At 64.6% G+C, this 26,342-nt stretch carries 25 protein-coding genes and 1 tRNA gene; 4 read left to right on the top strand and 22 right to left on the bottom strand.

Annotated elements, in window-relative coordinates:
- Positions 1-14: 14 nt before the first annotated feature.
- The 14 genes from tatA to LFT44_RS10325 form a co-directional block, all read right to left on the bottom strand.
- Entirely contained in the window at positions 15-290 is a 276-nt protein-coding gene (gene tatA, locus LFT44_RS10390) for a Sec-independent protein translocase subunit TatA (protein WP_142133819.1), read from the bottom strand.
- Between the two features lie 32 nt (positions 291-322).
- Positions 323-670: a hypothetical protein gene (locus LFT44_RS10385; protein WP_236798388.1), complete on the bottom strand. Its 348-nt coding sequence runs from the start codon at positions 668-670 to the stop codon at positions 323-325.
- 10 nt (positions 671-680) lie between these two features.
- Positions 681-2,666, bottom strand: coding sequence for a helix-turn-helix transcriptional regulator (locus tag LFT44_RS10380; protein WP_236798387.1), 1,986 nt, complete (start codon positions 2,664-2,666; stop codon positions 681-683).
- Between the two features lie 102 nt (positions 2,667-2,768).
- A complete protein-coding gene (locus LFT44_RS10375; protein ID WP_066275847.1) occupies positions 2,769-3,164 on the bottom strand; it encodes an FKBP-type peptidyl-prolyl cis-trans isomerase in 396 nt (131 codons plus the stop codon).
- Positions 3,165-3,227: 63 nt separating this feature from the next.
- A complete protein-coding gene (locus LFT44_RS10370) occupies positions 3,228-4,202 on the bottom strand; it encodes an FKBP-type peptidyl-prolyl cis-trans isomerase (RefSeq protein WP_236798386.1) in 975 nt (324 codons plus the stop codon).
- Positions 4,203-4,330: 128 nt separating this feature from the next.
- Positions 4,331-5,695: a Pup--protein ligase gene (pafA, locus tag LFT44_RS10365; RefSeq protein ID WP_236798385.1), complete on the bottom strand. Its 1,365-nt coding sequence runs from the start codon at positions 5,693-5,695 to the stop codon at positions 4,331-4,333.
- Between the two features lie 9 nt (positions 5,696-5,704).
- Complete coding sequence (gene prcA, locus LFT44_RS10360; RefSeq protein ID WP_236798384.1) at positions 5,705-6,415, bottom strand: proteasome subunit alpha; 711 nt, start codon at positions 6,413-6,415, stop codon at positions 5,705-5,707.
- Between the two features lies 1 nt (position 6,416).
- Positions 6,417-7,238: a proteasome subunit beta gene (gene prcB, locus LFT44_RS10355; RefSeq protein WP_236798383.1), complete on the bottom strand. Its 822-nt coding sequence runs from the start codon at positions 7,236-7,238 to the stop codon at positions 6,417-6,419.
- A gap of 80 nt (positions 7,239-7,318) precedes the next feature.
- Entirely contained in the window at positions 7,319-7,522 is a 204-nt protein-coding gene (locus LFT44_RS10350; RefSeq protein WP_236798382.1) for a ubiquitin-like protein Pup, read from the bottom strand.
- 84 nt (positions 7,523-7,606) lie between these two features.
- Positions 7,607-9,280, bottom strand: coding sequence for a depupylase/deamidase Dop (gene dop, locus LFT44_RS10345; protein WP_236798381.1), 1,674 nt, complete (start codon positions 9,278-9,280; stop codon positions 7,607-7,609).
- A complete protein-coding gene (gene arc, locus LFT44_RS10340) occupies positions 9,277-11,028 on the bottom strand; it encodes a proteasome ATPase (RefSeq protein WP_236798380.1) in 1,752 nt (583 codons plus the stop codon). Before arc ends, dop begins: the two co-directional genes overlap by 4 nt.
- Before the next feature lie 82 nt (positions 11,029-11,110).
- The gene (locus tag LFT44_RS10335; protein WP_236798379.1) at positions 11,111-12,175 is read right to left on the bottom strand and encodes a tRNA (adenine-N1)-methyltransferase; all 1,065 of its coding nucleotides are present in this window, start codon (positions 12,173-12,175) and stop codon (positions 11,111-11,113) included.
- Positions 12,176-12,273: 98 nt separating this feature from the next.
- Positions 12,274-13,464 carry a site-2 protease family protein gene (locus LFT44_RS10330; RefSeq protein ID WP_236802860.1) on the bottom strand — a complete coding sequence of 397 codons (1,191 nt, stop codon included), beginning with the start codon at positions 13,462-13,464 and terminating at the stop codon, positions 12,274-12,276.
- The gene (locus LFT44_RS10325; protein WP_236798378.1) at positions 13,451-14,173 is read right to left on the bottom strand and encodes an HAD family hydrolase; all 723 of its coding nucleotides are present in this window, start codon (positions 14,171-14,173) and stop codon (positions 13,451-13,453) included. The genes LFT44_RS10330 and LFT44_RS10325 overlap by 14 nt, the downstream gene beginning before the upstream one ends.
- Before the next feature lie 151 nt (positions 14,174-14,324).
- Between LFT44_RS10325 and LFT44_RS10320 the strand changes: the two genes are divergently transcribed.
- Positions 14,325-15,230, top strand: a complete 906-nt coding sequence (locus tag LFT44_RS10320; RefSeq protein WP_236798377.1) for a PAC2 family protein — start codon at positions 14,325-14,327, stop codon at positions 15,228-15,230.
- Between the two features lie 74 nt (positions 15,231-15,304).
- On the opposite strand, the gene mshC is transcribed toward LFT44_RS10320, so the two are convergent.
- Together mshC and LFT44_RS10310 are read right to left on the bottom strand one after the other, a co-directional pair.
- A complete protein-coding gene (mshC, locus tag LFT44_RS10315; RefSeq protein ID WP_236798376.1) occupies positions 15,305-16,582 on the bottom strand; it encodes a cysteine--1-D-myo-inosityl 2-amino-2-deoxy-alpha-D-glucopyranoside ligase in 1,278 nt (425 codons plus the stop codon).
- Positions 16,583-16,598: 16 nt separating this feature from the next.
- Entirely contained in the window at positions 16,599-17,432 is an 834-nt protein-coding gene (locus LFT44_RS10310) for an undecaprenyl-diphosphate phosphatase (protein ID WP_236802753.1), read from the bottom strand.
- Between the two features lie 51 nt (positions 17,433-17,483).
- Between LFT44_RS10310 and LFT44_RS10305 the strand changes: the two genes are divergently transcribed.
- Positions 17,484-18,419 carry an aldo/keto reductase gene (locus tag LFT44_RS10305; RefSeq protein ID WP_236802751.1) on the top strand — a complete coding sequence of 312 codons (936 nt, stop codon included), beginning with the start codon at positions 17,484-17,486 and terminating at the stop codon, positions 18,417-18,419.
- Positions 18,420-18,442: 23 nt separating this feature from the next.
- Here LFT44_RS10305 and LFT44_RS10300 read toward each other — a convergent pair whose 3' ends face one another.
- The gene (locus tag LFT44_RS10300) at positions 18,443-18,709 is read right to left on the bottom strand and encodes a hypothetical protein (protein WP_141941360.1); all 267 of its coding nucleotides are present in this window, start codon (positions 18,707-18,709) and stop codon (positions 18,443-18,445) included.
- Positions 18,710-18,749: 40 nt separating this feature from the next.
- On the opposite strand from LFT44_RS10300, the gene LFT44_RS10295 reads away from it, so the two are divergent.
- Positions 18,750-18,983: a DUF5703 family protein gene (locus LFT44_RS10295; protein ID WP_018771130.1), complete on the top strand. Its 234-nt coding sequence runs from the start codon at positions 18,750-18,752 to the stop codon at positions 18,981-18,983.
- A gap of 40 nt (positions 18,984-19,023) precedes the next feature.
- Here LFT44_RS10295 and LFT44_RS10290 read toward each other — a convergent pair whose 3' ends face one another.
- Together LFT44_RS10290 and LFT44_RS10285 are read right to left on the bottom strand one after the other, a co-directional pair.
- On the bottom strand, positions 19,024-20,184 hold the full coding sequence (locus tag LFT44_RS10290; RefSeq protein ID WP_236802749.1) for an acyl-CoA dehydrogenase family protein: 1,161 nt from the start codon (positions 20,182-20,184) through the stop codon (positions 19,024-19,026).
- Positions 20,185-20,196: 12 nt separating this feature from the next.
- Positions 20,197-21,501 (bottom strand): M20/M25/M40 family metallo-hydrolase, encoded by a 1,305-nt coding sequence (locus LFT44_RS10285; RefSeq protein WP_236802747.1) that lies wholly within the window; start codon positions 21,499-21,501, stop codon positions 20,197-20,199.
- A 172-nt stretch (positions 21,502-21,673) separates the two neighbouring features.
- Between LFT44_RS10285 and LFT44_RS10280 the strand changes: the two genes are divergently transcribed.
- Positions 21,674-21,756 (top strand) — tRNA-Leu (locus LFT44_RS10280).
- A 973-nt stretch (positions 21,757-22,729) separates the two neighbouring features.
- Here the strand turns inward: LFT44_RS10280 and LFT44_RS10275 are convergent.
- From LFT44_RS10275 to LFT44_RS10265, 3 genes are all read right to left on the bottom strand, one after another.
- Complete coding sequence (locus LFT44_RS10275) at positions 22,730-23,080, bottom strand: hypothetical protein (RefSeq protein ID WP_236802745.1); 351 nt, start codon at positions 23,078-23,080, stop codon at positions 22,730-22,732.
- 692 nt (positions 23,081-23,772) lie between these two features.
- The gene (locus tag LFT44_RS10270; RefSeq protein ID WP_236802743.1) at positions 23,773-25,683 is read right to left on the bottom strand and encodes a S8 family serine peptidase; all 1,911 of its coding nucleotides are present in this window, start codon (positions 25,681-25,683) and stop codon (positions 23,773-23,775) included.
- Positions 25,684-25,805: 122 nt separating this feature from the next.
- On the bottom strand, positions 25,806-26,267 hold the full coding sequence (locus LFT44_RS10265; RefSeq protein ID WP_236802741.1) for a GatB/YqeY domain-containing protein: 462 nt from the start codon (positions 26,265-26,267) through the stop codon (positions 25,806-25,808).
- Positions 26,268-26,342 lie beyond the last annotated feature (75 nt).

Below are 26,342 nucleotides of genomic sequence, written 5' to 3'. Positions count from 1 at the left end.
AGTGCCACGGGAGGTCAGGCGCGGGTCGACGGCGGAACGTCAGTGCCGTCAGTCGGCTCACCGGGCTTCGCCTTGGGGTGGTTCACGATGGTGCCTTCCACCGGACCTGAGGCGTCGGTGGTGGAGTCGGCTTTGCCGTCGTTCTTCATTTCCTTGACCTCGGACTTGATGATCCGCATGGACTGGCCCAGGCTTCGGGCCATGGCCGGAAGCTTGGGGGCGGCGAAGAGAAGCAAAGCAACAATGATGATGATCACGATTGGCCAGGGGCCATCAAAGAGTCTTCCCACGGGAAATCCTTTCCTCTAACTACATCCTACTTCTATGTGAAGTCGAGATCGCCGAGCGCCTGCGGCTGGCCCCGGTCCTTTTTGCGCTGCACTCGCCTGCGCCGGCGTTCTTCGCGCCGTGCCAGTTTGGATGCCTCGTAATCATGTCGCATGACAGCGGGTGAGGCAAAAACGGCAGAGCCCGGCACGGTGCGTGACGGATCACCGGTTTCGTCCGGGACCTCAAGGGGGCCCAGATGCCCCAACTTGCCGCCTGCGGCGCTGAGGTCCTTCATGATGGCCATGAACTGCCGGAACAGACGGATGCCCAGCAGGACATAGAAAAGCAGGGCTACTGCGACGAGCGCCACCCATATAAGAATCCAGGACCACCAAGGCATGGTGAAGAGTCTATCCGGCGTAAGTGTGCAGGGCTGCCGCCAGCCAGTCCCGCGCCGCGTCGGCTACCTCAGCGGGTGCCAGGATGCGGACCGCGCCACCATGTTGGGCCACGAACATCGGCAGCCAAGCCGTGCTTCCAAACCGGATCTCTGCCACCAGGCCGCCGTCGGGAAGCTCGGCTGTCCGCTCCGCGTAATAGTCCTCGGCCAGCCCCCTCCCCTGCCGGGTGAGCTGGACCGTGACGATTGTGTCGTCGTCGTTCGGGGTGAACAGCTTGGCCGGGACGCCGCTCTCCCGTTCTCCCGCCTTGCTGGCGGGCGCCCCGTTGGGGTGCACATCCTCTACCCGGTCCAGGCGGAAGTTCCGCAGCCCGTCCACCAGGTGGCACCAGGCTTCGAGGTACCAGGTGTTGTCAAGGGAGTACAGCCGGAGCGGGTCAACGTCGCGTTCCGTCACGGCGTCCCGTTGCGGTGACAAGTACGTGAGGTGGAGCTGGGAACGGGACTCGATGGCGTGGCGGACTATGGCGTGCGTTTCGGCGTCCTCGGGAGCAACCTGCGGTCCGGCGATGGAGGCAGCGCGGAGTCCTTCCTCCCCTGCGGCTGCCAGAAGCTTCAGGGTGACCGATTCCAGGGCCCCGCCACCGGGCAGGTCCGGCAGGCCATTGAGTGTCTCCAGCCCGGTCAGCAGGGCACAGGCCTCCTCCACGGTAAACCGGACGGGCTTTTTCAGGTCGAGGTCCTGGGTGATGAAGACGTGGTCGTCTTCCCACTGGATGTCCAGCAGGTCGTCCGGATAGCCCTCGGGCAATCCGGAGCAAATGAGGATCCGGAGGTCCGCCTCGAGCTCTTCGCGGGTGACGCCGAAGTGGCGGGCGACGTCCTGGATGTGGAGGCCTTGGTTGTGGACCAGGAACGGCACCAGTTGCAGCATCCGCTTGAGCTGGTCCTCCGAGGTCCCTTTCCGGGCAGTCCGTGCACGGGTATCGGTGAAGGAGTAGGCGGGGACAGGTGCGGCACTGAAGTCTGCCGCGGCCTGCAGCCGACGGCGTACGGCCTCGACGAGCACGGCGGGTTCCACTGCCAGGGCGTCCGGCCCGTAGGACGCCAGCTCCTCGGCCAGGACTTCCGGGTCGCGGTACTCCAGGACCAGCTGGTCATAGCCCTCACGGGGCCGGCCGGACGCCTGCGGTGCAGCCTCCTGGACCGCCCGGCGGCGAAGGGCCAGCAGGTGCCCTTTCCGGACATGCACGACGGCGGTGCGGAGCGGCAGTTCAGGCAGGCGTTCCAGCTCCGCGCGGATGTTGAAGTCGGCGGGCGGTTCGTACTGCTCTCGTGGGAGGGTGGTCACGGCGCTGGTGAGGCGGGAAAGCCGGAACTGCCGCGCGGCCTTCCGGGCCCGGTCGTAACCCATGAGGTACCACTGGCCAAAGCGGCTGCCCAGGCCCCATGGCTCAACGATCCGTTCCTTCTCCTTGCCGGTAGTGCCTGCCAGGTAGGTGAAGGCCACCGGATGCTTGGCGTGCATGGCTGCCACGATGTCATCGAACGCCTGGCCCGCCGGTTTGATCCGCGGCTGGACCCCCGCGGGCAGCTCCACCTCTGCCAGCTGCCCGGATGCCTGCAGCTTCCGCAGCGCACTTTGGGCTGCCGTCCCCAGCGCGGCACGCTCCCAAAGCTGGGAGGCCAGGAGGAGGACGGTCCACTCCTCGGGCCCAAGCTCGACATCAGGGAGCCGGTTGGATTCCTTGCCGATCCGGTACCGCGTGGTAGCGGGATCGTCCTCGCTCCAACCCAGGTCCGTCAGTGTCTCAACATCAAAGCCCATCGCGCGCAGGTCATTCTTGTCCCGCTCAAACATGCGCCCGAATGCGACGTCATTGCCGGAGGTGTCGTGGTAAACCTTGTCGCGCAGCTCGCTGCGGTGGAGCCCGTAGCGGGTGTTGAGGAGCGCGATCAGCAGGTTGAGGAGTCGTTCAGTGCGGGTTAGGGACACGTTCGTTACGTTACTAAACTCCCCCGGGGAAAGCAGAAAGCGCGGCTGAATGGAGGGTTGTCCTCCGTCCAGCCGCGCCCCTGGCGGCATCCCTGGGTTGGGTTAGCGGACCCCGACGAGGTCCACGACGAAGATCAGGGCTTCGTTGGGTGCGATGGCCCCACCGGCGCCACGGGAGCCGTAAGCCAGCTCTGACGGGATCTCCAGGCGACGGCGGCCGCCCACCTTCATGCCCAGCAGGCCCTGGTCCCAACCCTGGATGACCTGGCCGACGCCGACGCGGAAGTCCAGCGGTGCACCGCGCCCCCATGAGGCGTCGAATTCCTCGCCCGTGGACCAGGCAACGCCGACGTAGTGGGTGGAGACGGTATCCCCTGCCTTGGCTTCGCGGCCGTCACCCTCGATGAGGTCGGTGATGACGAGTTCCGTGGGAACATCACCTTCCGGGAAGTCGATCTCGGGCTTCTGGCGGTCGAATTCCCGCTGTCCAAACGACATGCTTGCTCCTATGCGTGAGTGCTGATGGTTGCCGCGAAGAACGCGGCGTTCCTGTAAGTCTTGCTACTTGACCCCGAGGATGTCCACTACGAACACCAGGTCACCCTTCGCCTGGCCCTGGCCGGCGTCACCGTAGGCCAGATCCTTGGGGATGACCAGCAGGACGCGGGAGCCTACGGTTTTACCGGTAAGGCCCTGGGTCCAGCCCTTGATGACGCCTGAGAGCGGGAAGGTGGCCGGCTGTCCGCGGTCGAAACTGGAATCGAACTTGGTGCCGTCGCTGAGGTTGACGCCGACGTAGTTCACGGTCAGTGTGTCGGTTTCCTTGACCGTGGCGCCGGTTCCCTTGATCAGGTCCTGCGACACAAGGGAAGTGGGGGCCGGTGCTCCGGCTACATTGATTTCCGGTACGCCGTCCTTTTCGGTCACCGTGGGCAGCCCGGCCTGGGGCGACACCGTTTCACCCTGGGGCTTGTCCAGGACAGGAGTGGGGTCTGAGGCGGAAAGAACCTTGATGATCAGCAGCTGAGTGGGATCGGAAGCTGCGCTGGGGCTTGCGCCGGGACTGGCGCTGTCGGACGGGCCGGCACTTGACGACGGTGCACTCTGCTTGCCGGGGACGGCCAGGGCAAGGCTTGACCCCACCTTCGCGCCGACGAAAGCGTTATAGATGACGGCGCTGTTGGTCTTGAGCTCATCGTTCAGCTCCAGGTTTTCAGGCTCGTTGGGGAATGTATCCTCCAGCTGGGACCCATCCGTGCCGTTCAAGGCCAGGACGGAGATTTTGGCGATCTGGTTGGCCTTCACGGTGGCGCCGCTGCCTTCGGAAACGACTTTGATGGTGGGCTGGGTGACGGTCAGAGGCTTGTCGAACTCCACCCCCGGGGCCTTCTTGTCTCCGTTGTCGGTCAGCTTGATGGAGTCGAACTTTGCAGTCTCCCCGGCGGACTGGCTGCTTGGTTCGGGCTGGGAGGCTGTACCTCCGCAGGCGGTCAGGAGCAGCAGGCCGGGGAGGAGGATTGCTAGTAGTCGGCGCACGTAGGATAACTTTCGTCGGGGCAGGGTGGATACGACAATCCGCATGGCGGCGGACAGTGCCGTGGAGGTCCCGTTAAAAGGACCCTATCCAGAATAGACCCTGAAGCTGGGCGTCCGCCCGGAGCCGATCAACCCATGGAGTCGAGCAGCGTATCCACGCGCTCATCGACGCTGCGGAAGGGATCCTTGCACAGGATTGTCTGGTGGGCGCGGTCGTTCAGCTTCAGGTGCACCCAGTCAACCGTGTAGTCGCGCCCGAGTTCCTGTGCCCGGCGGACAAAGTCCCCCCGGAGCTTGGCCCGGGTGGTTTGCGGGGGTGTGTCCACGGCACTCTTGATCACCGTATCGTCAACGATCCGGCGCACCGCGCCACGGGACTGGAGCAGGTAGAAGAGTCCACGGCTGCGGGAAATGTCATGGTACGTCAGGTCGAGTTGGGCGATCCGGGGAGCCTCCAACCCAAGCCCGTGCCGTTCGCGGTAATTGTCCATTAGCTTCTTCTTGATGGCCCAGTCGATTTCCGTATCGATGCCCCTGGTATCACCCGATTCGATGGCGTTCAGCGTGCGTTCCCACAGGTCCAGGATCACCGGAACGTGCTGGTTGTGGGCGCCGTGCTCCTTCACGAAGGCCGTGACCTTGGTCAGGTATTCCTGCTGGATCTCAAGGGCTGTGAGCTGGCGGCCGTTGGCCAGGCGGACCAGGGCGCGGCCGCTGAGGTCGTGGGAGATTTCCCGGATGCTGCGGATGGGATTTTCCATCCGCATGTCGCGCATGATCACGCCCGCCTCGATCATCCGAAGAACCAGGTCCACGGTGCCGATCTTCATCAGTGCCGTCGCCTCGGACATGTTGGAGTCACCGACGATGACGTGCAGTCGCCGGTAGAACTCGGCATCTGCGTGCGGCTCGTCCCTGGTGTTGATAATGGGGCGGGACCGGGTGGTGGCGGAGGAGACGCCCTCCCAGATGTGGTCGGCGCGCTGGGAAAAGGCGTAGGTGGCCCCGTGGGGAGTCTTCAGGATCTTGCCGGCCCCGGCGATGAGCTGGCGGGTGACGAGGAACGGAATCAGGATCTCGGCCAGACGGGAAAACTCGCCGCGCCGCGGAATGAGGTAGTTCTCGTGGCTGCCGTAAGAGTTGCCGGCGGAGTCCGTGTTGTTCTTGAACAGGTACACGGTGCCGTTGAACCCTTCAGCAGCCAGACGCGCCTGGGCCTCGTCCACCAGGTCGTCAAGGATCAGTTCACCGGCACGGTCATGGGCGATCAGCTGGGCAAGGTCGTCGCATTCTGCCGTGGCGTACTCGGGATGGGACCCCACATCGAGGTACAGCCGGGAACCGTTGGTAAGGAACACGTTCGACGAACGCCCCCAGCTGACCACCTTGCGGAAGAGGTACCGGGCCACCTCCTCGGGAGCAAGAGGCCTGGAGTCCGGGCTCGAATAAGAGATCCCGAACTCGGTTTCGATGCCGAAGATTCTCTTGTCCATGTTGTCCTCCTAGGCCAGCAGTGCTGTGATGTCCGCGTCATTAAGCCTGCGGAAGGCGCGCCGGGTGCCGCGGGTGCTGTCGGAAAGCCTGTCCAGCACGGCCACCTCGAGGGCGCTGGGCGGCAGTGGCGCTCCCGGCTGCTCCCCCTCCTGGACAGGCGTCAGCCCCTTCAGTGCCAGCCGCACTGCGTCAGCGAAGCCCATCGAGGCCTGCCAGCCTGCATCAATTGCCGACGACACCTTCTCGGCCTGGCCGCCCATCACGACGAAGCTGTGCTCGTCGGCAATGGACCCATCAAACGTCAGCCGGTACAGGTGGTCTTCGGCCTGCGTGGGACCCACCTCCGCGACGGCAAGTTCCACCTCGAAAGGCTTCTGTTCAGCGGTGAAGACGGCGCCCAGGCTTTGCGCATACACGCTCGCCAAGCCACGGGCGGTTACATCCTCGCGATCGTACGAGTATCCCCGGACGTCGGCGTAGCGCACGCCGGCCTGCCTGAGGCTTTCGAATTCGTTGTACTTGCCCACCGCGGCGAACGCGATCTTGTCATAGATCTCACCGATCTTGTGGAGGGACGGCGAGGGATTCTCGGCGACGAGTGCAATGCCGTCGGCGCAGCTGATGACCACAACGGAGCGGCCCCGGGCGATGCCTTTCCGCGCAAAATCCGCGCGGTCCTTCATCAGTTGTTCGGGCGAGACATAGAACTGCTGGGTCATCTCAGGCCTCCCGTCCGGCGATGGTGCGTGCTTCAATCACGCCGCGGGAGGCAGCCGCAAGTTCAGGTTCCGGCACCCGGCGGGCGCCCGTCCTGTCCACCGTATAGACCACGGGCCACAGCTGCCGGACCGTATCGGGTCCGCCCGTGGCGGAGTCGTCGTCGGCGGCGTCATACAGGGACTCCACGGCAACGGAAAGTGCCTCGGCTGCGGTGAGGTTGGGGCGCCAGAGCTTTTTCAGCGCGCCGCGGGCGAAGACGGAACCGGAGCCGACGGTGTGGTGTTCGTGTTCCTCATACCTGCCGCCGGTGACGTCGTAGGAAAACAGCCGGCCGACACCGGCGGTGGTGTCGAAACCTGCGAAGAGGGGCACTACCGCCAGACCCTGCAGGGCCAGCGGAAGGTTGCCCCTGATCATGGCCCCCAGCCGGTTGGCCTTGCCCTCAAGGCTGAGCTGGGTTCCTTCAATTTTTTCGTAGTGTTCGAGTTCAACCTGGAAGAGCCGGGTCAGGTCAATCGCGATGCCCGCCGTTCCGGCGATGCCCAGGACCGAGAAGTGGTCCGCGGGAAAAACCTTCTCGATGTGCCTGCTGGCGATGACGTTTCCCATGGTGGCCCGCCTGTCCCCCGCCATCAGGACACCGCCGCCGTAGCTCATGGCAACGATGGTGGTGGCGTGTGGGACCTGCACCGGGACAGCCGCGGACGCACCACCTTGGAGGGACCGGCTAAAGGGCAATAGCTCGGGCCGGTCCCGTAGAAGGTGCTCCGTAAAGGACGAGGTGGCGTTTGCGGCTACCTGGTTGGCGGTTGATTCCTGCACTCATCACTCCTTGAACGTGGTACTTCAACGTTGGTACAGATCCCGGCCTTCCGCGGCTTCCGCCACCTTCCGGGTCCGGGTTACTGGCCGCCCTTTTGGACGAACGCCCGGACAAACTCCTCGGCGTTGGATTCCAGGACGCCGTCGATCTCGTCGAGCAGGTCGTCAACGCCTTCGGTTGAGGCCGAGGCCTGCGCCCCAGGTGGTGCCGGGGGCGCCTCGGGGATGTCTTCGTCGACCTGGCTGTCGCGTGATTGGGGCTGTTGCTGCTCCTGGCCTGCCATTGGTTTCCCTCCTTCTTCCTTCGGTGGATCCGGCGGATCCTCCGATATGCCCATCCTGCCACGGGACGGACGTTCCGGCGCGGTTTAGCCCGCAGGAGGAGTGCTGCTGTGTCCCAGCAGCTCCCCGAGGAATGGGCCCGCTTCCCGATAGCGCTCGAATAACGCTCCAGTCAGGGCTTTGGTTCCCCTCAGGGGCTCACGGGTGGGCACCCGCTGAAGCCTTCCATAACCGGGCACGTCGAAGATGACAGAGTCCCAGCTTGCCCCCACTACGTCCTTGCCGAAGCTGCTGATGCACTTGCCCCGGAAGTAGGCCCGGGTGTCGGCCGGCGGCTCCGCTACTGCCGCGGCGATGGTGGCATCATCCACCAGCCGCTGCATCCGGTTCCTGGACAGCAGGCGGTAGTAGAGGCCTTTCTCGGGCCTGATGTCCGCCCATTGGAGATCCACCAGACCCAGCCGCGCGTCGCTCCATTCCAGTCCGTCGCGCTGGCGGTAGCCGTCCAGCAGGGAGAGTTTGGCCAGCCACTCAACAGAGGTGGCGGCAGCGGCCCTGTCGCTGTCAAGCTGGGTAAGAACGGACGCCCACCGCTCCAGGACCTCGTGGGTATGTCCGTCACCGTCCACGGCGTCACCCACACCGGTGTCCTGCGCGAGTTTGGCCGCAGCCTCGTGGTACATCCACTGGAGGTCCAGGGCCGTGACGCGCCTTCCGTCGAGTAGGCGCAGCTTTGCGGTCAGCGAAGTGTCGTGGCTGACGGTCTTGAGGGCTGCGACGGGTTCATAGACCTCGATTTTGGGCGCAAGCCCCGCTTCAATGAGGCTGAGGACCATCGCCGTGGTGCCGAACTTGAGGTAATTGGACACCTGGCTGAGGTTGGCGTCCCCGATGATCACGTGCAGGCGCCGGTACTTGTCCGCTGTGGAGTGGGGCTCGTCCCTGGTATTGATGATGGGCCTGCGGATGGTGGTTTCGAGCCCCACTTCGGCTTCGAAAAAGTCCGCCCGCTGGCTGATTTGGAAGCCGGGAATCGAGCTGTCCTGGCCGAGTCCCAGCCGGCCGGCCCCACAGACCACCTGCCGGCTCACGAAGAACGGTGTCAGCCCCCGCACGATGTCCCCGAACGGTACCGACCTTGGCATGAGGTAGTTCTCGTGCGAACCGTAGGACACGGACTTGTTGTCAGTGTTGTTCTTGTACAGATTGACCGGCGGCAGGGCCGGGTCCGCGGCCAGCCTGCGGACGGCAGCCAATCCCACCAGGTCACCTGCGGCGTCCCAGGCCACGGCGTCGCGCGGGTTGGTGACTTCGGGGCTGGAGTACTCAGGGTGCGCGTGGTCGACGTACAGCCGGGCCCCGTTGCCCAGGACCATGTTCATCAGCAGGGTGCCGGATTCGTCCTGGCCGTCGAGTTCAAGTTCCTCGCGGCCGTAGGCCAGGGCCACCGCCTCCGCGTCGAGCACCGGCGGCTGGTCGGTCAGCTGGGTGGGATGTGCGGCGCCCCTGTCCACTGTCCAGCCGCGGGCATCGTGCAGCGGCTCTTCGTCGGTGTAGTCCCAGCGCGTTTCCGCTCCGCCCGCAGCGCGTTGCCGGGTCACCTGGGCGTAGGCCTGCACCACCCTGGCGCTCATCATGGTGGCGTTGGCGGATGGCGCAGATGGGGCATGGATGCCGTATTCGGTTTCCGCTCCCATGACGCGCATGGCCCCGCCGGCGGGGAGGCCTTCCCCACCGGCGGAGCCGTGTGCACCCGTCATAGATACTGTCCTGTGGTCGGCATGGTCTCGATGGACTTGCCCGGCTCCTGGCCGGCTTTCCCTTGGACGATGGTGCGGATATAGGTGATCCGTTCGCCCTTCTTCCCGGAAATCCGGGCCCAGTCATCCGGATTGGTGGTGTTGGGCATGTCTTCGTGTTCACGGAACTCATCCACCACGGCGCGCAGCAGGTGCTCGATCCGGAGGCCCTTCTGGTGCGTGGTCAGCAGGTCCTTGATGGCGTACTTCTTGGCCCGGTCCACCACGTTCTGGACCACGGCCCCGGAGTTGAAGTCCTTGAAGTACAACATTTCGGTGTCACCATTGGCGTAGGTGACCTCCAGGAACTCGTTGGACTTGTCCGTGGAGTACATCGCCTCCACCGTTCGCTGGACCATGGCATCAACGGTGGCCTGGATGTCCCCGTTGTGTTCGGCCAGGTCGGATTCGTGGAACGGCAGGTCCGTGGTGATGTATTTGTTGAAAATGTCTGCAGCAGCTTCCGCGTCGGGCCGCTGGATCTTGACCTTGACGTCCAGACGTCCGGGCCGCAGGATTGCGGGGTCGATCATGTCCTCGCGATTGGACGCGCCAATGACGATGACATTGTCGAGGCGCTCCACGCCGTCGATCTCGCTGAGGAGCTGCGGCACGATGGTGGTCTCGACGTCGGACGAGATGCCGGTGCCGCGGGTACGGAACAGTGAGTCCATCTCGTCAAAGAACACCACGACGGGGCTGCCGTCCGAGGCCTTCTCCCGGGCGCGGGAGAAGATGAGGCGGATGTGCCGCTCTGTTTCACCCACGTACTTGTCCAGGAGCTCAGGCCCCTTGATGTTGAGGAAATAGCTCTTCAAGTCAACGTTTCCGGAACGCTCCGCTGCGCGGGCGGCGAGCGAGTTGGCAACGGCCTTGGCGATCAGGGTCTTGCCGCAGCCCGGAGGACCGTAAAGGAGGATGCCCTTGGGAGCCTTCAGGCCATGTTCCCGGTAGAGGTCCGGGTGCAGGAACGGCAGTTCGACGGCGTCGCGGATCTGTTCAATCTGCGGGCCGAGGCCGCCGATGTCTTCGTAGGTGATGTCCGGAACTTCCTCAAGGACCAGGTTCTCCACCTCGGAGCGGGGTACTTTCTCCAAGGCGTAGCCGGTCCGGGAATCGACGGACAGGGCGTCGCCAACCCGGAGTTTCTCGGAGAGGAGGGCACCGGAAAGCCGGACGACGCGTTCCTCGTCCGCACGGCCCACCACCAGGGCCCGGTCGCGTCCCAGCATTTCCTTCAGCGTGGCAAGTTCACCGGCGCGTTCGTAGCCCAGTCCCGCCACGATCAGGAGTGCCTCGTTCAGGAGCACTTCCTGCCCTACCGCGAGCTGGTTGATGTTCACCAGCGGGCTGATGCCCACCCGCATTTTCCGCCCGGCGTTGAAGATGTCCACCGACTCTTCAGTGGCGGCCTGGCCGCTGTTGCCCGGAGCAGGCTGCCGCTTCGGATTTATTTGGAGGATGGTGCCGAAGCTGTATGGCGGCTGCCCTTCCTGGTCCAGGGCGTTTTTCAACCGCAGGATCTCTGCCTTGGCAGTCTCAAGCATGCTGACCAGCTTGGAGTTGTTCTGCGTGGCTACTGCCAGCTGGCGGTCGATATGCCTGAGCTTGTCCCGAAGTATGTTGACCTGGCGGTCAGCAACCGAGAGGTCGTTGGCGGCAGACTGCTCTGCCGGAGTACGTCCGGAGTCCGTGTTTGGTGTCTCCATGATGTATCAGCCCCTTCCTGCGCTTCTCTTAAGACATTAGTCCCAGATTGCCGGGTAGGGATGGAGACTCCCGAAATGTGGACTAGTTCGTGACCTCTGGCCCGTCCACCACGTTGGTCCCCGCGATGGCGTCACGGGCGGCGCGCCGGAGCTTCTTGTCCGATACAGCGCGCTCCCCCACGGCCCCCGGAGTCCAGGCGTTGACGTCCTCTTCGTTGAAGTCGGTCTTGGACGGGCGGCGCTTGACTGAAATGCCGGTGACGCCGTCGGCGAGCCGCCGCGTGACCAGCAGGAATCCGGTGTGGGCCACCATTCGGTGGTCGGGACGGACGGCGAGACCTTCCAGGTGCCAGCCGCGGACCATCGACTCCCACGCGTCGGGTTCGGTGAACCGGCCGTCCGCCCGGATGGCTTCCGCGGTGCGGGAGAGCTGGGTGACGGTGGCAACGTAGTTGATCCACACGCCGCCGGGCGCGAGGACGGTGGCAACGGCGTCGAGGCATTCCCAAGGCGCGAGCATGTCCAGGACAACGCGGTCCACGGAGCCGGGTTCCTCGGCTTTGACCACTTCCTCCTGGAAATCACCCAGGGAGATCTGCCAGGCGGGGTGCGGGCCGCCAAAGATCGTCTCCACGTTTCCGCGGGCGATGTCCGCGAATTCCTGGCGCCGTTCGAAGGAGTGCAGGTAGCCGTTATCGCCCACGGCGCGGAGCAGGGAGATGGAGAGGGCGCCGGAGCCGACGCCGGCTTCCACTACACGTGCGCCCGGGAAGATGTCCGCCATGGTGACGATCTGGCCGGCGTCCTTGGGATAGACGACGGCGGCGCCGCGCGGCATGGAGAGGACGAAGTCGGAGAGCAGGGGGCGGAGGGTCTGGTACTGCTGGCCGACATTGTTGACCACCACGGAGCCGTCGACCTTGCCAATGATTTCGTCATGGTTGAGGAACCCGCGGTGGGTGTGGAATGCGCCGCCGCGTTCCAGGGTGATGGTGTTCATGCGGCCCCGCTCATCGGTGAGCTGGACACGTTCGCCTTCACGGAAGGGGCCGCGGCGACGGGCAGCTCCCACCGGCTGCGAGCCGCTGGCGGCAGCACCGGCTTGGGCTGCTCCGTTGGCGTCGTTGACGGCAGTTTCGCTGCTCATGATATTTCCTCGCTCCTGTAAACCTGTTGTGCCGCAACCGGACGGTCCGTTGGGACGTTGTGGCTCTATCGGCGGCAATGCACGACCGGCAGGTAACTCTACCGGTTCTGGCCCTGCGGGTGCCTATCGTTGCGCGGGCGCTTGCCGGTAATGGCCGCGAGGACTGCCTCCTGGGTCATTAGCCCAGTGACCATGCCGTTGTGGTCCACCACTGCATAGTGGCGTCCCTCAAGCTGCGAAAGGAACTGGATCAGCTCCTGCCCTTTGGACCATTCAGGGACGTAGGCGCCTGCAGCCAGTGGAAATGAAACGGCGGTGATGGGGGTGGTATCGGCGGCAGCAGCCGGCACTGATGCCACCGCGCCGGGGTCAACTACGCCCTGGGGCCGGCCATCCGGTCCGCAGACCACGACAGACTTTGTTCCTGCTGCCCCCAGGCGGATGGCATCCCGTACGGTGCCGGTGGCAGGCATTCCGGTGGCGGGCGTCGACAATGCCGCGGCACTGACCAGCGGGAGCCGGCCGCGCAGCGTGCCTTGCTGGATGGACGCTGACGCTCCCATCCAGAGGAACCCGCCCACCAGGATAGTGATCATGAGGAGGCTGAAGTCCGGACTATCTCCGGCCAGGTACGGGCGAAGGAGGAACCAGTACGCAATGGCCAGGACGATGATGCGCCCGCCCCACCCGGCTGCAACAGTTCCTTTCGCCTGGCTGCCGGTGGCCTTCCAGACGATGGACTCGACCAGCCTGCCGCCGTCCAGTGGCAGGCCCGGCAGGACGTTGAAGACGCCAATCAGGAAGTTCGCCCACATGAAGATGTTCGTCAGAATTTCCGCGACGCTTCCAAGGCTGTCGGTGCCGAGCAGCAGCCAGGCCCCGCCCGCCAGGACGAAGTTGGCAGCCGGGCCCGCCAGCGCCACGAGCACGGACCGGCCCGGAGACGATGTGAAGCTTTCGAACTGGGTGTGGCCGCCCCAAAGGTTAAGCACAATCTTTTGCGTAGGCCAGCCGTAGATTTTTGCTGTCAGGGCATGGGCGAGTTCGTGGACGAGCACTGAGATCAGGAGCAGGACGGCGTACGCGAACGCCACGATATAGGCACTCGTGCCCAGCGTCGGGTTGTTCCTGGCCAACACAGGCCCGTAGACGATCACGGTGAAGGCCGCGATCACGAACCACGAGTACGCAAGGACAACGGGGACGCCGGCGATCCGCCCCAGCGGGATGCCTTCGCGGCGTGCCGGGTTGGTGCCTTGGCCGGGGCCGCCCGGGTCAGCCACGTGCATCACCCGTTGAAGCCGCGGGTGCGTCCGCCCGCTGAAGCAGTGCTTCCAGCTCAGCCAGCCCCCGGCCGGCGAGGGTGTCCCAGAGTGCGTAGCTGTCGTGGTCCGGCAGCGGCACAATGTGGGGCACGGCCACAGTGGCGACGCCGGAGGCGACGGCCGCGGCCACGCCGGGCACGGAGTCCTCAAGGGCTACGCAGTGGTGGATTCCAAGATCGGGATCGCTCTCCTGCAGCCGTTCCACGGCCGTCAGATATGCCTCCGGGTGCGGCTTGCCCTGGCTCACGATATCGCCGGTGACCAGCACTTCGAAGTACGGCCGGGGAAGGCTGGCCACCACCTCGCGGGCCAACGGTCCCTCCGACATGGTGACCAGGGCGCAGCGAACGCCGGCCAGGTGCAGTTCTTCAAGGAGTTCACGGGCGCCGGGGCGCCACGGCACCTGCTGCCGCACGCTGTTGATGACCTGTCCGGTGAGGGTGTCGATGATTTCGCGGATTTCGAGCTCGACGCCGGCCTGTTGGAGCAGGCCCGCGGAAAAGGTCAGTGACTGGCCAACCAGCTGCATTGCCTGGTCATGGCTCCACGTTCCACCGTGTGCCTCCACCAGTGCATGTTCCGCCGCGATCCAGTATGGCTCGGTGTCCACGATGGTGCCGTCCATGTCCCACAGGACGGCTTTGAGCGGTGAACCGGAGGCAGGAAATCGCATGACGCCAGTCTACGGGGGATGGCTGGGCGGCGGCTGTGGGCTACGCCCTTGGCGAATATGACGCAGGGCCGGTGCTGTTTGCACTGGTTCCCGGGGATTTGCGGCGCTTCATTCCATGCGCGACCCTGCACCTTGGACGTAGGGTGAAGAAATGAATAGCTTCGAGGGAGACACCGCCGAACAGGGTGCCGGACCCGAGCGGGAACGGTTCCTGCAGCCAGTCGCTGACGGACAGCGCGTAACGGTGATGCTTGCCGCCTTTGAAGGGTGGAACGACGCCGGAGAAGCGGCCAGCGATTCGCTGCGTTACCTGAACAAGTTGTGGGGCGGCAAGAAGGTGGCATCCATCGATGCCGATGAGTATTACGACTTCCAGTTCACGCGCCCCACCGTCCGCAGGAACGCGGCCGGGGAACGCAAGATCAAGTGGCCTTCAACCCGCATCTACAAAGCCACCGCGCCCAACTCCAACGTGGACGTCATCTTCGTCCAGGGCACGGAACCGTCTTATAAGTGGCGCGCCTACACTGCAGAACTGCTGGCCCATGCGGAGGCGCTGAATGTGGACTACGTGGTGCTGGTTGGAGCGCTGCTGGCGGACGTCCCGCACAGCCGCCCTATCCCAGTGAGCACGTCCTCCGACGACGCACCGCTCAGGGAGCGGATGAACCTGGAGGCCTCCCAGTACGAAGGCCCCGTGGGCATCGTGGGCGTTCTGTCCGAGGTGGCGCTCCTGGCTGGTATCCCTGCCGTGTCGTTGTGGGCTGCCGTGCCGCACTACGTGGCCCAGGCTCCCTCCCCCAAGGCGCAGCTCGCCCTCCTGCACCGCATCGAGGAGCTGCTGCAGGTGCCCCTGGATACCCATGAGCTGGCCGAGGAAGCTGACGCCTGGGAACGCGGCGTGGACGAACTGGCTACCGAGGATCCCGAAATTGCTGCCTACGTCCGGCAGCTGGAGGAAGCCAAGGACACCGCAGACCTCCCGGAGGCCAGCGGCGAATCCATCGCCAGGGAATTCGAACGGTACCTGAAGCGGCGGGGCCAGGACCGGCCCTGAGTATTAACAGGTGAGGGGCGTGGGCGGAAGAATTCCGCCCACGCCCCTTTCTTGTGTTCCTGCAAACTGGAGTACTACAGCCGGATGCCCAGTAGGGCGTCCACCGCATCTTTCACCAGGATGCTGTCAGCAGGGCTGGCGGCAGCACCGCCGTCGTTCGCGGACCGTGCCCAGCGCGAGATGGCGGCAACCGCCGCCGGGGCATTGAGGTCTGCCGCCAGCGCTTCACGGATTTCGGCGAGGAGCGCCTTTCCCGATCCTTCGGGGGCGTGGTCCAGTGCAGTCCGCCACGCCGCCAGGTCAGCCTTGGCGGCCGCGAAGCCTTCGTCCGTCCATGACCAGTCGGAGCGGTAATGGTGCGCCAGGATGGCCAGGCGGATTGCAGCCGGGTCCTCACCGGCAGCGCGGAGCTTGGAGACCAGCACCAGGTTGCCCTTGGACTTGCTCATCTTTTCGCCGTCGAGTCCCACCATGCCTGCATGGGCGTAATGCCGGGCAAGGGGCACCCCCGCGAGGGAGTACGCGTGGCCGGCGCCCATCTCGTGATGCGGGAAGATCAGGTCCGAGCCACCGCCCTGCACCGTGAAGGGCGACGGCAGGTACTTCTGGGCGATGACGGTGCATTCGATGTGCCAGCCGGGCCTTCCGGCGCCCAGGCTTCCACCCGGCCAGCTGGGTTCGCCCGGCCGTTCCACGCGCCAGAGCAGCGGGTCAAGCGCCTGCCGCTTCCCGGCCCTTCCGGGATCGCCGCCGCGCTCGGCAAAAAGCTCCAGCATGGCGCTCTCGCCCAGGTGGGAAATGCATCCCAGTACCCAGGCGTCAGGTGCCGTCGACTGCTTTCCGGCAGCTTCGACGTCGTAATAGACATCGCCGTCAGGTTCCCCGTTGGTGCCTGCCACCTGGTAGGCCAGCCCCATGCTGACCAGCCGCTCCACCTCGGGGACGATCAGGCCGATGGATTCCACAGCGCCAACGTAGTGGTCGGGTGCCAGGACGTTCAGCGCCTCCATGTCGGTCTGGAAGAGCTCCACCTGCTCTGCGGCGAGGTCGCGCCAGTCGACGCCGGTGGCGGTGGCACGTTCAAGCAGGGGATCGTCCACATCAGTCACGTTCTGCACATAGGAAACCTCGCTGCCGGCGTCGCGCCAGGCGCGGTTGAGCAGGTCAAAGGCAACGTAGCTGGCTGCATGTCCCATGTGGGTCGCGTCGTAGGGGGTGATGCCGCAGACGTACATGGAGGGCCTGGCCTCCTGCTCAAGTGCCACTTCGCGGCCTGCCGCAGTGTCGAACAAACGAATCGCGGGCATGTTTCCGGGCAGGGCAGGAACGGGGCGGGAAGTCCAGGATTTCACAAGCCCAAGCCTAGCCCTAGGCGCTGATGACGCCGAAACCGAGCAGGAGGTAGAGCGCCAGGCCCAGGAAGATGCGGTACCAGACGAAGAGGCGGTAGCTGCGCGTCGAGACGAACTTCAGGAACCAGCCGATGATGACATATCCCACTACCAGGGCGATCACAGTGGCAAGGGCGGTCTCCGGAAGGCCAAATGGCCCGGAAAGGCCTTCCTTGGTGACCACCTTGTACAGCTGGTACAGCCCGCTGCCGAACACGGCGGGGATGGCCAGCAGGAACGAATACCGTGCCGCGGCTTCCCGCGTGTACCCCATGAGCAGGCCTGCAGTGATGGTGCCGCCGGAGCGGGAGACGCCGGGGATCAATGCCAGGGCCTGGGCAAGGCCGTAGAAAATGCCGTGCTTATAGGTCAGGTGCGTCAGGTCCCGCTTCTGGGCACCGGTGGCGTCGGCCACGGCAAGGATCAGGCCGAAGACGATCAGCATGGTGGCCACAATCCACATGCTGCGGAGCACGGACTCGATCTGGTCCTGGAAGAGCAGGCCGAGCACGATGATGGGCAGGCTGCCCAGGATCACCAGCCAGCCCATCCTGGCATCAGGATCCTGCCGCGGCACTTTGCCGGTCAGGGATCCGGCCCATGCCTTGACGATGCGGACAATGTCGCGCCAGAAAAAGATCAGCACGGCGGTCTCCGTGCCGAGCTGGGTGATGGCCGTGAAGGCGGCCCCGGGGTCCTCCGCGTTGGGAAGGAATTCACCCACGATCCGCAGGTGCGCGCTCGATGAAATCGGTAGAAATTCGGTCAGTCCCTGCACAAGGCCCAGCAGGGCCGCTTCAAACCAGTTCACGCTAAGACCCTACGGCATGGCACCTGTGCTTCTGCCCGTAAGCTTGCTGCTATGCAGCAGCGTTACGTCGGCAACAGTGGTTTGCGAGTTTCAGCCCTCTCCCTGGGCACCCGGTCCTGGGGCGGGGAAACTGACGAGCAGGACGCTTCAGAGTTGCTGCGGACCTTCCTCGACGCAGGCGGCCGGCACGTGGACACTTCGGCGTCATATGCGGGCGGCGCCTCAGAGGCAGTCCTCGGTTCCCTGTTGGGTGATGTGGTGTCCCGCACCGAGATTTCCATCTCCACCAAAGCAGGAATGACGACGCCGGATGGCCGGCGCGCGGTGGACACGTCGCGGAACGCAATGCTGACCGGGTTGGACGCCAGCCTGGCCAGGCTGGGCACCGACTACGTGGACCTCTGGTTTGCCGAGGCGTGGGACGGCAACGTTCCCCTCGACGAGACGCTGGGGGCACTTGACTTCGCAGTCCGCTCCGGGCGGGCCAGGTATGCAGGGATCTCCAACTTCAAGGGCTGGCAAGCGGCGAAGGCGGCCGCTGTCAGCAGCGTCCCGCTGGTGGCGGTCCAGGCCGAATACTCGTTCCTTAACCGGTCGGGTGAGGCGGAGCTGATGCCGGCTGCGGAGGACGCAGGGCTTGGGCTCATGGCGTGGGGACCGTTGGGCCGTGGGGTACTCACCGGGAAGTACCGGGCTACCATCCCGGCCGGTTCCCGTGGCGCGTCCGTCAGCGAGGCCGCCTACGTGGAGCCGTATCTGGCGGAGAAGCCGTCACGGATCGTCGATGCGGTGTGCATGGCCGCCAACGGGCTGGGCCGGACTCCCCAGGATGTGGCGCTTTCGTGGCTGCTGTCGCAGCAGGGAGTTGCCACGGCAATCGTCGGCGCCCGCACACCGGTGCAGTTGAAGGAAATCCTCGACGCCCAGCTCGCGCCGCTGCCGCCGCAGATTGCTCGGGCCCTGGAGGACGTTTCGGCAGCTTCCTAGGGCTGCCGGGTTTTCCGGGGCCGCTATTCCTCGACGATCTCCAGGTCTTCGTCGTCGTCCACGTCGGCTTCCTCGTCTTCTTCATCCTCGTCGTCGAAGACCTGAAGCGGGGTCACTTCGTTGTACGCCTCGTAAAGCGCGTCCTCGTAAACTTCGAAGGCATCGGCAACTGCGAAAAATGCTGCTTCGACTGAGGGGTCGCCGTCCCCGCGCCGGTTGGATGCTGCTATAAGGTGTTCTTCCAAAGCGGTGGTCAGGGACGAAAGCGCGACACGCGGATCGATGCTCATGACTTCACGTTAGCGGGAAAAGGACGAAAATGGAGAGCAAATGAAGGAACAATTTCTCACCAGCTCGGTCCAGCGGGAACGGGATTATTTGCGGCAGTACGAGTACCTCGTACTGACCGTCAGTCCTGATGATTCCCTGCCCGAAGCGCGGCGCCGGCTGGTTGAACACTCCGAATACGGCAAGTGGGAACTGGAACGCAGCAAGCTTTATGTGGGCGGCGGCCGGCGCTTTTGGCTCCGCCGCCGGGTGATGCAGGTCCAGCGGACCGTCTAGTGCGTACGCGGTCCGGTGGACCGTCTATCCGGTGGACCCTCTAATCTTCCAGCGGGCCCAGCCAGGCGTTCGCCACAGTGTTGTGGGCTGACTCGTCGTCCGACGGGTGGAACATCCCGGCCAGCACATCGCGGTAGAGCCGTTCGAGCTCTGAGCCCCTGAAGTAGCTTGATCCCCCGCTTACGCGGATGGCCAGGTCCACCACGCGGCGCGCCGTCTCCGTCGCGTTCACTTTCAGGCCCACCAGTTTGGGGAACCATTGGGCCCCGTGGTCGGCAAGGGCGTCGACGTCGGCCGTCACGGACCGAAGCTGCGGGTACAGGTTGTCCATGGCCATGGCGGCGTCCGCCACCTTCCAGCGGATGTCGGGGTCCTGGGCGTAGCTGCGCCCCCCGTTCCTGAAGGAGGTCCGCCGCTTCACGGTCTCCACGCCCACAACCAGGGCACGTTCGCCCAGCCCCGTGTAGACAGCAGCCAGGAGGCTCTCGAAGCAGGCGAATATGGCGAAGATCAGCGGGTCGGCGTTGGGGCCTACGGGAAGTTTCCGGAAGATCCGGTCCGCAGGAACGGCCACACCTTCCAGGACAGTGGTGGCGGACTGGCTGGCCCGCATGCCCAGGGTGTCCCAGTCGTCCAGGATCCGGTAGCCCGGGGTCTGGCGGGAGATGAAGCCGTGGACGAGCTCGCCGGCGCCGCTCCGGGCCTCCGGGTCCTTCCCGAAGATGCCCAGGCGGGTCCAGGCCGGCGAGAGGCTGGTGAAGATCTTTGTCCCGGTGAACGAGTAGCCGCCGTCCTGTTCCGGCGTGGCAGTGGTCCGGGAGTCGAAGAGGACGGAGTCGTTGCCGGCTTCCGAGTTCCCGAAGGCGAAAACCTCGCCCTGGGCGGCTTCCTCGAGGACGAAGGCCAGCGAGTGGTCGCCCCGGGCGGCGAGGACGTGGGCGACGCCGGTCCAGACCAGGTGCATATTGACAGCCAGTGCGGTAGCAGGGGCAGCCGTTGCCAGCCTGCGCTGGCACTGCGCCGCCGCTTCGAGCCCAAGCCCTGCGCCGCCGTCGGACGCCGGCACGAAAAGCTTCAGGTACCCGGCCGCTGCCAACTCCTGGAGGTCCTCATGGAAGAAGGCGTTGTCACGATCATATGCGGCAGCGCGGCCGCGGATGCGCTCAAGGAGCTCATCCGGCAACAGTTCCTCAGGAGTCACGGCCTGGTCCCTTTAGTAGTTGGTGAGCAGGGTGTTCAGTACGCGGGCGCCGAATTTGAGGGAGTCCGCCGGGACGCGCTCGTCAACGCCGTGGAACATGCCGGTGAAGTCCAGATCGTCCGGAAGCATCAGGGGTGCGAACCCGTAGCCGGTGATCCCGAGGCGGCTCAGCGACTTGTTGTCCGTTCCGCCGGAGAGCGTGTACGGCAGCACCTTGGCACCGGGATCCTCCTTGTGAAGGGCGTCGATCATCGAGTCCACCAGGTTTCCGGCGAACGGGACCTCGAGCGAGACATCGTTGTGGACGTAGCTGACGTCCACGCCGTTGCCGGCCAGTTCACGGACGATCTCGAGGACCTGCTGTTCCTGTCCCGGCAGTGTGCGGCAGTCGACCAGGGCTTCGGCAGACTCCGGGATGACGTTGTGCTTGTACCCGCCCTTGAGGAGGGTTGGGTTGGTGGTGTTCTGCAAGGTGGCGCCGACGAACCTGGCCACCGTACCAAGCTGGTTGAGCAGGAGGTCAGGATTGTCGGCGTCGAACTCCACACCGGTGAGTTCCGTTACACCGTCAAGGAACTGGCGCGTGGTGGGGGTGAGCTCGATCGGCCACTTGTATTCGCCGATCCGCGTGACCGCAGCGGCCAGGCGGGTGACTGCGTTGTCCGTGTTGATCTGGGAACCGTGGCCGGCCCTTCCATGGGCCACGAGGCGGAGCCAGGAGATGCCCTTCTCCGCCGTCTGGAGGAGATAGGTGCGCTGGCCGCCGATGGTCGCCGAGAAGCCGCCGACCTCGGAAATGGCTTCGGTGGCGCCTTCGAAAAGTTCGGGGCGGTTGTCCACGGCATAGCGGGCGCCGTACACGCCCCCGGCTTCCTCGTCCGCGAAGAAAGCGAAGATGATATCCCGCTTGGGCTTCCTGCCTTCCCTGGCGAAGCTCCGCAGGACCGAAAGAATCATGGCATCCATGTCCTTCATGTCGACGGCGCCGCGGCCCCAGATCAATCCGTCCTTCAGTTCTGCGCCGAACGGGTCCACCGACCACTGATCACGGAGGGCAGGAACGACATCAAGATGGCCGTGGACCACCAGGGCGCTGGCGGACGGGTCCTCACCTGCCATTCTGGTGACAACGTTGGCGCGGCCCGGTGCGGACTCGAAGATCTCTGCGCTTAGGCCCACTTCCTCAATGAGCCCAGCGGCATACTCGGCCGCCGGCCGCTCCCCCGGCCCCGACCCGTCCCCGTAGTTGGAGGTATCGATCCGGATGAGTTCCTGGCAGATCCGGACAACTTCATCCTCGGGCAGGACATCAGGCATATGGGGCTCCTTGGTAGGGAATGACTGGGGCGGCACGGGCTTGAATCGCTGTCCTCAGCCTACCTACTTGGCCCGATTCGTTGTTCTCCGAAAAGTCGTGTTAGAGTTTTTCTCGCTGCTTCGGAGAGGCGCGAAACGCTGAAAGGCGGGACGGCTTCCCGAAATACCACCTGCGCGGGTGGCGGAATGGCAGACGCGCTAGCTTGAGGTGCTAGTCCTCGAAAGGGGGTGGGGGTTCAAGTCCCCCTCCGCGCACAAAGAAAACCCCGGGAAACCGGGGTTTTTTTGTGTCTCCAACCACGCGAGACGCGTTCTCAACCACGGTGGTGCCGGTACCCAGTACAACTGGGGTTTGGAATCCAGCTCCCCGGGCTGTTTCTTGCGGTGCAGTCGAGTGGGAAGGCATGTCGGCCGGGGGGTCAAATAGGGTGTGCCTGGGGGAAACGGGGCGCACATTGTCCTGTGTCCCTATGACCTCGTCCGCATCCCCTAATGGCCTTGCTTCACCTCGGTGACAAGCGGAAACTATGACCCATAGGGTTACGCAGTCAGCCGAGCCGGACCACTGCGGAAAGCAGGGACTCGTGTCCTCGCATGCTGACCATTCCCAAACATTTGAGCTCCCGCAGGTACTCAGCCCGTCAGGACAGGACCAGTGGGCCTCCTGGCCAAAGCGGGCCTTTGCGCCATGAGCACCCTTCAGGCGGTGGCCCTGATCTTCGTTGGCGCCTTCGCCTGGATCGGCCTGACCGTAGTTGTTCTTCTGAATTTGAGGCGCCGCAGGAAGGGATCCTCCAGGGTGGCTGCGGCACCGCCGGTTCCAGTCCCGATCAGCTATCGCCCCCATCGGCCCTGGCGCCGCGCCCGGCCCTTTACCGGCCAAGCCCCTGCCCCGCGACGACACAGGTTGAGACTCAGACGAATCCGCGGCTGATGTCGATTATCCGACCGTGAGGCAGCCCGCCAAGAAGCAGGGTAGCCACCAATCTAATAAGCAATCACCTATTCAGGGTGACCTTTCTTTGGAGCAGGAATGGATACCGGGACAATCCTCGGGTTCACTTTCGGTTACCTTGCCGCCATCGCAGGGATCTTCATTCTGTACAGCCCGATCATCATCTTGTGCATCGGCGTACTCATCGCGGGTGGCCTCCTGCAATTGCTGCTTTTGCCCTTCGCGGCCCTGATCAGAAGGCTGCGGCGCCGGCCGCCGCCGGAAACGGACCCGTCATGGCTTCTGGACCGCAGCAGGCAGGGCGAAGTAAACGTCCGACGTGTAGATGGTCGGCGTGCAGATGGTCGGCGTGCAGATGGGACGGGCCCTGCTGGCCCAGTCCCCCAATGACGGCGCCACTACCCGGCCCACTGCTTCAGGCCGCCCCATCTCCCCTGCTGCCGCATTTGTTGGAGTCAGCAGGAGCCCGGCCTGCTTCCGCGCGATACTCATCTGTCGGTGGGACGAAATGATGCCTCCGCGGAATGATGACCGCCGGGCTGGTCCTGCATTGACGACGTCCAGCAACTCCGAGGCAGCAACCTCAGTGGTTTCACCGCCGTCCCCAAACACATGCCGCAGCAACAATCTTCTGACAGTACGTTACGGCCGCTGGCATAAAGGCGGACTTCGGCACGGAGTTGCGCCCGGATCTACGGGAGTCACCGTCCTAAGCTTTCGCCATGCACCCCTTAGCGGCAATCGCCTTGGTGTTCCTGACCGGGCTTGCCTGGACAGTTACGGTTCTAAGCATGTTGGTGTCCCTTGCGAAAGCCAGAGGGCGGGCGATGCCCGAGCCCGCGAGCAGCCCACAGCACATGCAGACACCCGTTGCCGATGCCGAAGCAGCAGGAAGGTAAACCTGCCATAGCTCGCCGTGCCGGTCTTTCCCCAGAACGTCTCGCCGCCCGCAGGAGTGTCCGGTGGTAACAAGTCCTGCATCAGCCGACAATTTCCCGCCTGGATCCTGGCCGCAGGGCTGACGGATTCTGTCGCCCGGCTACCGCGGCTGCAAGGGACATGGCTAAGGACGGCGTCGTGGTCGTTCTACAGATTACGCACCCAGGCCGCCAACCTCGTGTCCGCGCCGTAGTCAGGGCCCCTGCGATAAGCAGGGCCGCCAGGGGAACCGCGACGCTGACACCTACGCTGGCGGTCGCTGGCACAGGTGGTTCTGCCAGGCGGGCGCAGGGATGTCGGGGCTCCGGCAGTTTACGCCGAAACAGCAAAGGGAACCCCAGTCCCGGACATCCCGGGCGCTTGCTCCTGCTGCCCCTTTACGCCCAGGTGATGTAGTAGCCGCCCGGACTCCAATGGATGATGCCGCCCTGGTAGTTCTGGGCGACACTCCCATCATTGCCAGTCGGATATTCATCGCTTGTGGGGTATCCCAGGCGTCCCGATTCAAACCCCGTTGAGGCCCAGATGGACCGGATCGCACCGATGGAGATGTGGGCGCCCGTGGCTGGAGACCAGATGATCGCTCCGCCCTGATAGTTCTGGTAAACGCCCCCATCCCGAAGACCGGTGACCTCGTCAGTCACCGGGTATCCCAGCCGGCCGTTCTCAAAACCCGTGGCTGCCCAAAGCCCCCGGATAGCGCCGGTGGAGACGTGTGGCCCTGATGCAGGCGAGTAAACGATGCACCCGTGTTCAAAACACTGATATCCGCCGCTGTCCTTCAGGCCGTAGATCTCGCCTGTGGTGGCCGCTCCGAGGGCGCCATTCAGGGATGCCGCCTTGGCGGCGATCGGAGTTTGCGGGGCTGGAAAGGTGACGGCAGCGGAGGCATCGATAAGGCCCGCTCCGCATCCCCCCGGGCAGGTTCCCAGGAGGGGACGTGCGGTCGCCTTGAGCTTGGCTTCGATTTGGGATGGCGCCAAGGAGGGATCGGCTGCCTTCATCAAGGCACCAACGGCCGACGCCATGGGCGTGGCCATTGACGTGCCCATCATGTATCCATAGGTCTCGGCGCCCGGGCTGGTGGTACCGGCATTCAACGTGGAGAGGATCCCCGCATCCGTGTCGCCTCCCGGGGCCATGACATCCACCGTGGGTCCGAAATTCGAGTACGACGCTTTGGACCCGGCCTTGCTGCTGGCGCCGATGGCAATCACGTTGTTGCAGTTCGCTGGCGCGACGTTCGACGCGGGCTGGTTCTCATTGCCCGCAGCGACAAAAACAGTGGAACCGCGGCTCACGGCGCCGTCGATGGCTGCCTGCATGGTGGCAGGGCACGCGGCAGTTCCCCCGACGCTCAGGTTGATGGTCTTCGCCGGATTAGCGTTGGCGGGTACGCCACTGACCGTCCCCCCTGAGGCCCAGGTAATGCTGTCGGAAACATCAGAGAGGTAACCACCGCAGGCGCCGAGTGCGCGGACCGGCTCGATTTTCACTCCGGGAGCAGCGCCGCTGACTCCCTCGGCATTGTTGGCGACGGCGGCGATAAGCCCGGCCACGTGGGTTCCGTGCCAGGAAGAGTTGGCGGACGAGCCGGAACCGCAAGCACCTGCGGTCCGGAAATCCCCCGGATCGGAGGGGTCGGCGTCCCTTCCGTCGCCGTCACCTGAAGAGGCTGGATCGGTAATCATGTCGTAACCGGCGGTGACATTGCCCTTGAGGTCGCTGTGTTGGGTGATGCCGGTGTCGATAACGGCGACGACCTGTCCCGCACCCGTGGTTTTATCCCACACTGAGGGGACGCGGATGCCGGAATTGGGATCGGACAAAGCCCACTGCTGGGAGTAGTAGGGGTCGTTTGGTATGGACGACGGATACAGGAGGATGTCGGGCTCCACCGAGGCGACGTCAGCGCCTGCGGCAAGGCTCTCCAACATACGCTGGGACTCTGCAGCACTCAGCCGGCGGCTTGCCTTCACTACCTTGGCGTCGCCGGCCGTGGTCTTGACCTCCCTGACCTCGATGGAGGTATCGCCGGCAGCCTTCGCATACGTCTTGCCCCGCCATGCAACGCTGCCCGCTGCTGAGGGCTTGAACTTTACGATGAACTGGTCAGTGGGCCGCGGGGAAGCCGCGGAACCGACTGGAGTGGGAGGACCAGGGGGCACTGCCGGGCTGTTCGCGGCGATGGCAGTTGTTGCGGTGCCAGAGGCAAGAATGACGGTGACCGCCAGCAGCCGCCTGGTCCTGTTACCGATGGCTTTTGTCCTACCAGCGTTCGTGCGCATATCCGCTCCTCTGGGGCCTCCCGGTTCCACCAGCGAGCCTACTAAGACCATGTCCCGGGCGGGACCCCCGCAGCGTCCCCCAATCCACGTGGGCTAAACCCCGCAATGCTCCCGGATACTGGTCAGGCCAACCGGCCCCTAACCATCTCGCTGACGGCCTTACCGTCGAAGCGTCCCCCGATCCTGGGAGTGACGGATTTCATGATGGTCCCCATGGAGCGCATGCTCAGCTCGGCGCCCTCTGACTTCAGGCCGGCGATAACCTCGTCGACGATGGCTTCGGCTTCCTCACGGGTCAGGGCCTTGGGCAGGTAGGTCTCGATGACCTCGGCCTCGGCGATCTCCGCGTCCGCGCGGTCGGAGTGGCCGGCGGCGGAATACGTGGCAGCGGTGTCCCGGCGCTTGGCAGCCTCCTTTTGCAGGAGTGCGGTGACCTGGAGGTCATCGAGCTCAATGGGGGTCTTTCCGGACTTCTCCCGCGTTTCGATCTCGCCCAGGACGTTGCGGACCGTGGTCAGGGCCACTCTGTTACCGGCTTTCATATGAGCGACGACGTCGCCCTTCAGTTTTTCCTTCAGTGACATGGTGTTGTGGCCTCATTCTTTGTTCGGAGGGGAACTGCCATGGCCAAGCCTATTCCGCCGCTCCTGCGCACGTCG

The sequence above is a fragment of the Arthrobacter sp. FW306-05-C genome, from assembly GCF_021801725.1.
Taxonomy (GTDB): Bacteria; Actinomycetota; Actinomycetes; order Actinomycetales; family Micrococcaceae; genus Arthrobacter.
The sequence above is the reverse complement of the archived record's forward strand: the minus strand, read 5'-3'. Positions and strand labels throughout refer to the sequence as shown.

Excerpts from the sequence above, each read along its gene's own strand:
- arc (WP_236798380.1), bottom strand. The coding sequence starts at position 11,028 with ATGGAGACACCAAACACGGACTCCGGACGTACTCCGGCAGAGCAGTCT.
- LFT44_RS10325 (WP_236798378.1), bottom strand. The coding sequence starts at position 14,173 with ATGCGATTTCCTGCCTCCGGTTCACCGCTCAAAGCCGTCCTGTGGGAC.
- LFT44_RS10335 (WP_236798379.1), bottom strand. The coding sequence starts at position 12,175 with ATGAGCAGCGAAACTGCCGTCAACGACGCCAACGGAGCAGCCCAAGCC.
- LFT44_RS10300 (WP_141941360.1), bottom strand. The coding sequence starts at position 18,709 with ATGAGCATCGATCCGCGTGTCGCGCTTTCGTCCCTGACCACCGCTTTG.
- LFT44_RS10305 (WP_236802751.1), top strand. The coding sequence starts at position 17,484 with ATGCAGCAGCGTTACGTCGGCAACAGTGGTTTGCGAGTTTCAGCCCTC.
- LFT44_RS10295 (WP_018771130.1), top strand. The coding sequence starts at position 18,750 with ATGAAGGAACAATTTCTCACCAGCTCGGTCCAGCGGGAACGGGATTAT.
- pafA (WP_236798385.1), bottom strand. The coding sequence starts at position 5,695 with ATGGACAAGAGAATCTTCGGCATCGAAACCGAGTTCGGGATCTCTTAT.
- LFT44_RS10285 (WP_236802747.1), bottom strand. The coding sequence starts at position 21,501 with ATGCCTGATGTCCTGCCCGAGGATGAAGTTGTCCGGATCTGCCAGGAA.
- LFT44_RS10270 (WP_236802743.1), bottom strand. The coding sequence starts at position 25,683 with ATGCGCACGAACGCTGGTAGGACAAAAGCCATCGGTAACAGGACCAGG.
- LFT44_RS10320 (WP_236798377.1), top strand. The coding sequence starts at position 14,325 with ATGAATAGCTTCGAGGGAGACACCGCCGAACAGGGTGCCGGACCCGAG.
- LFT44_RS10385 (WP_236798388.1), bottom strand. The coding sequence starts at position 670 with ATGCCTTGGTGGTCCTGGATTCTTATATGGGTGGCGCTCGTCGCAGTA.
- LFT44_RS10375 (WP_066275847.1), bottom strand. The coding sequence starts at position 3,164 with ATGTCGTTTGGACAGCGGGAATTCGACCGCCAGAAGCCCGAGATCGAC.
- LFT44_RS10265 (WP_236802741.1), bottom strand. The coding sequence starts at position 26,267 with ATGTCACTGAAGGAAAAACTGAAGGGCGACGTCGTCGCTCATATGAAA.
- LFT44_RS10350 (WP_236798382.1), bottom strand. The coding sequence starts at position 7,522 with ATGGCAGGCCAGGAGCAGCAACAGCCCCAATCACGCGACAGCCAGGTC.
- LFT44_RS10330 (WP_236802860.1), bottom strand. The coding sequence starts at position 13,464 with ATGCACGTGGCTGACCCGGGCGGCCCCGGCCAAGGCACCAACCCGGCA.
- prcA (WP_236798384.1), bottom strand. The coding sequence starts at position 6,415 with ATGACCCAGCAGTTCTATGTCTCGCCCGAACAACTGATGAAGGACCGC.
- dop (WP_236798381.1), bottom strand. The coding sequence starts at position 9,280 with ATGACGGGTGCACACGGCTCCGCCGGTGGGGAAGGCCTCCCCGCCGGC.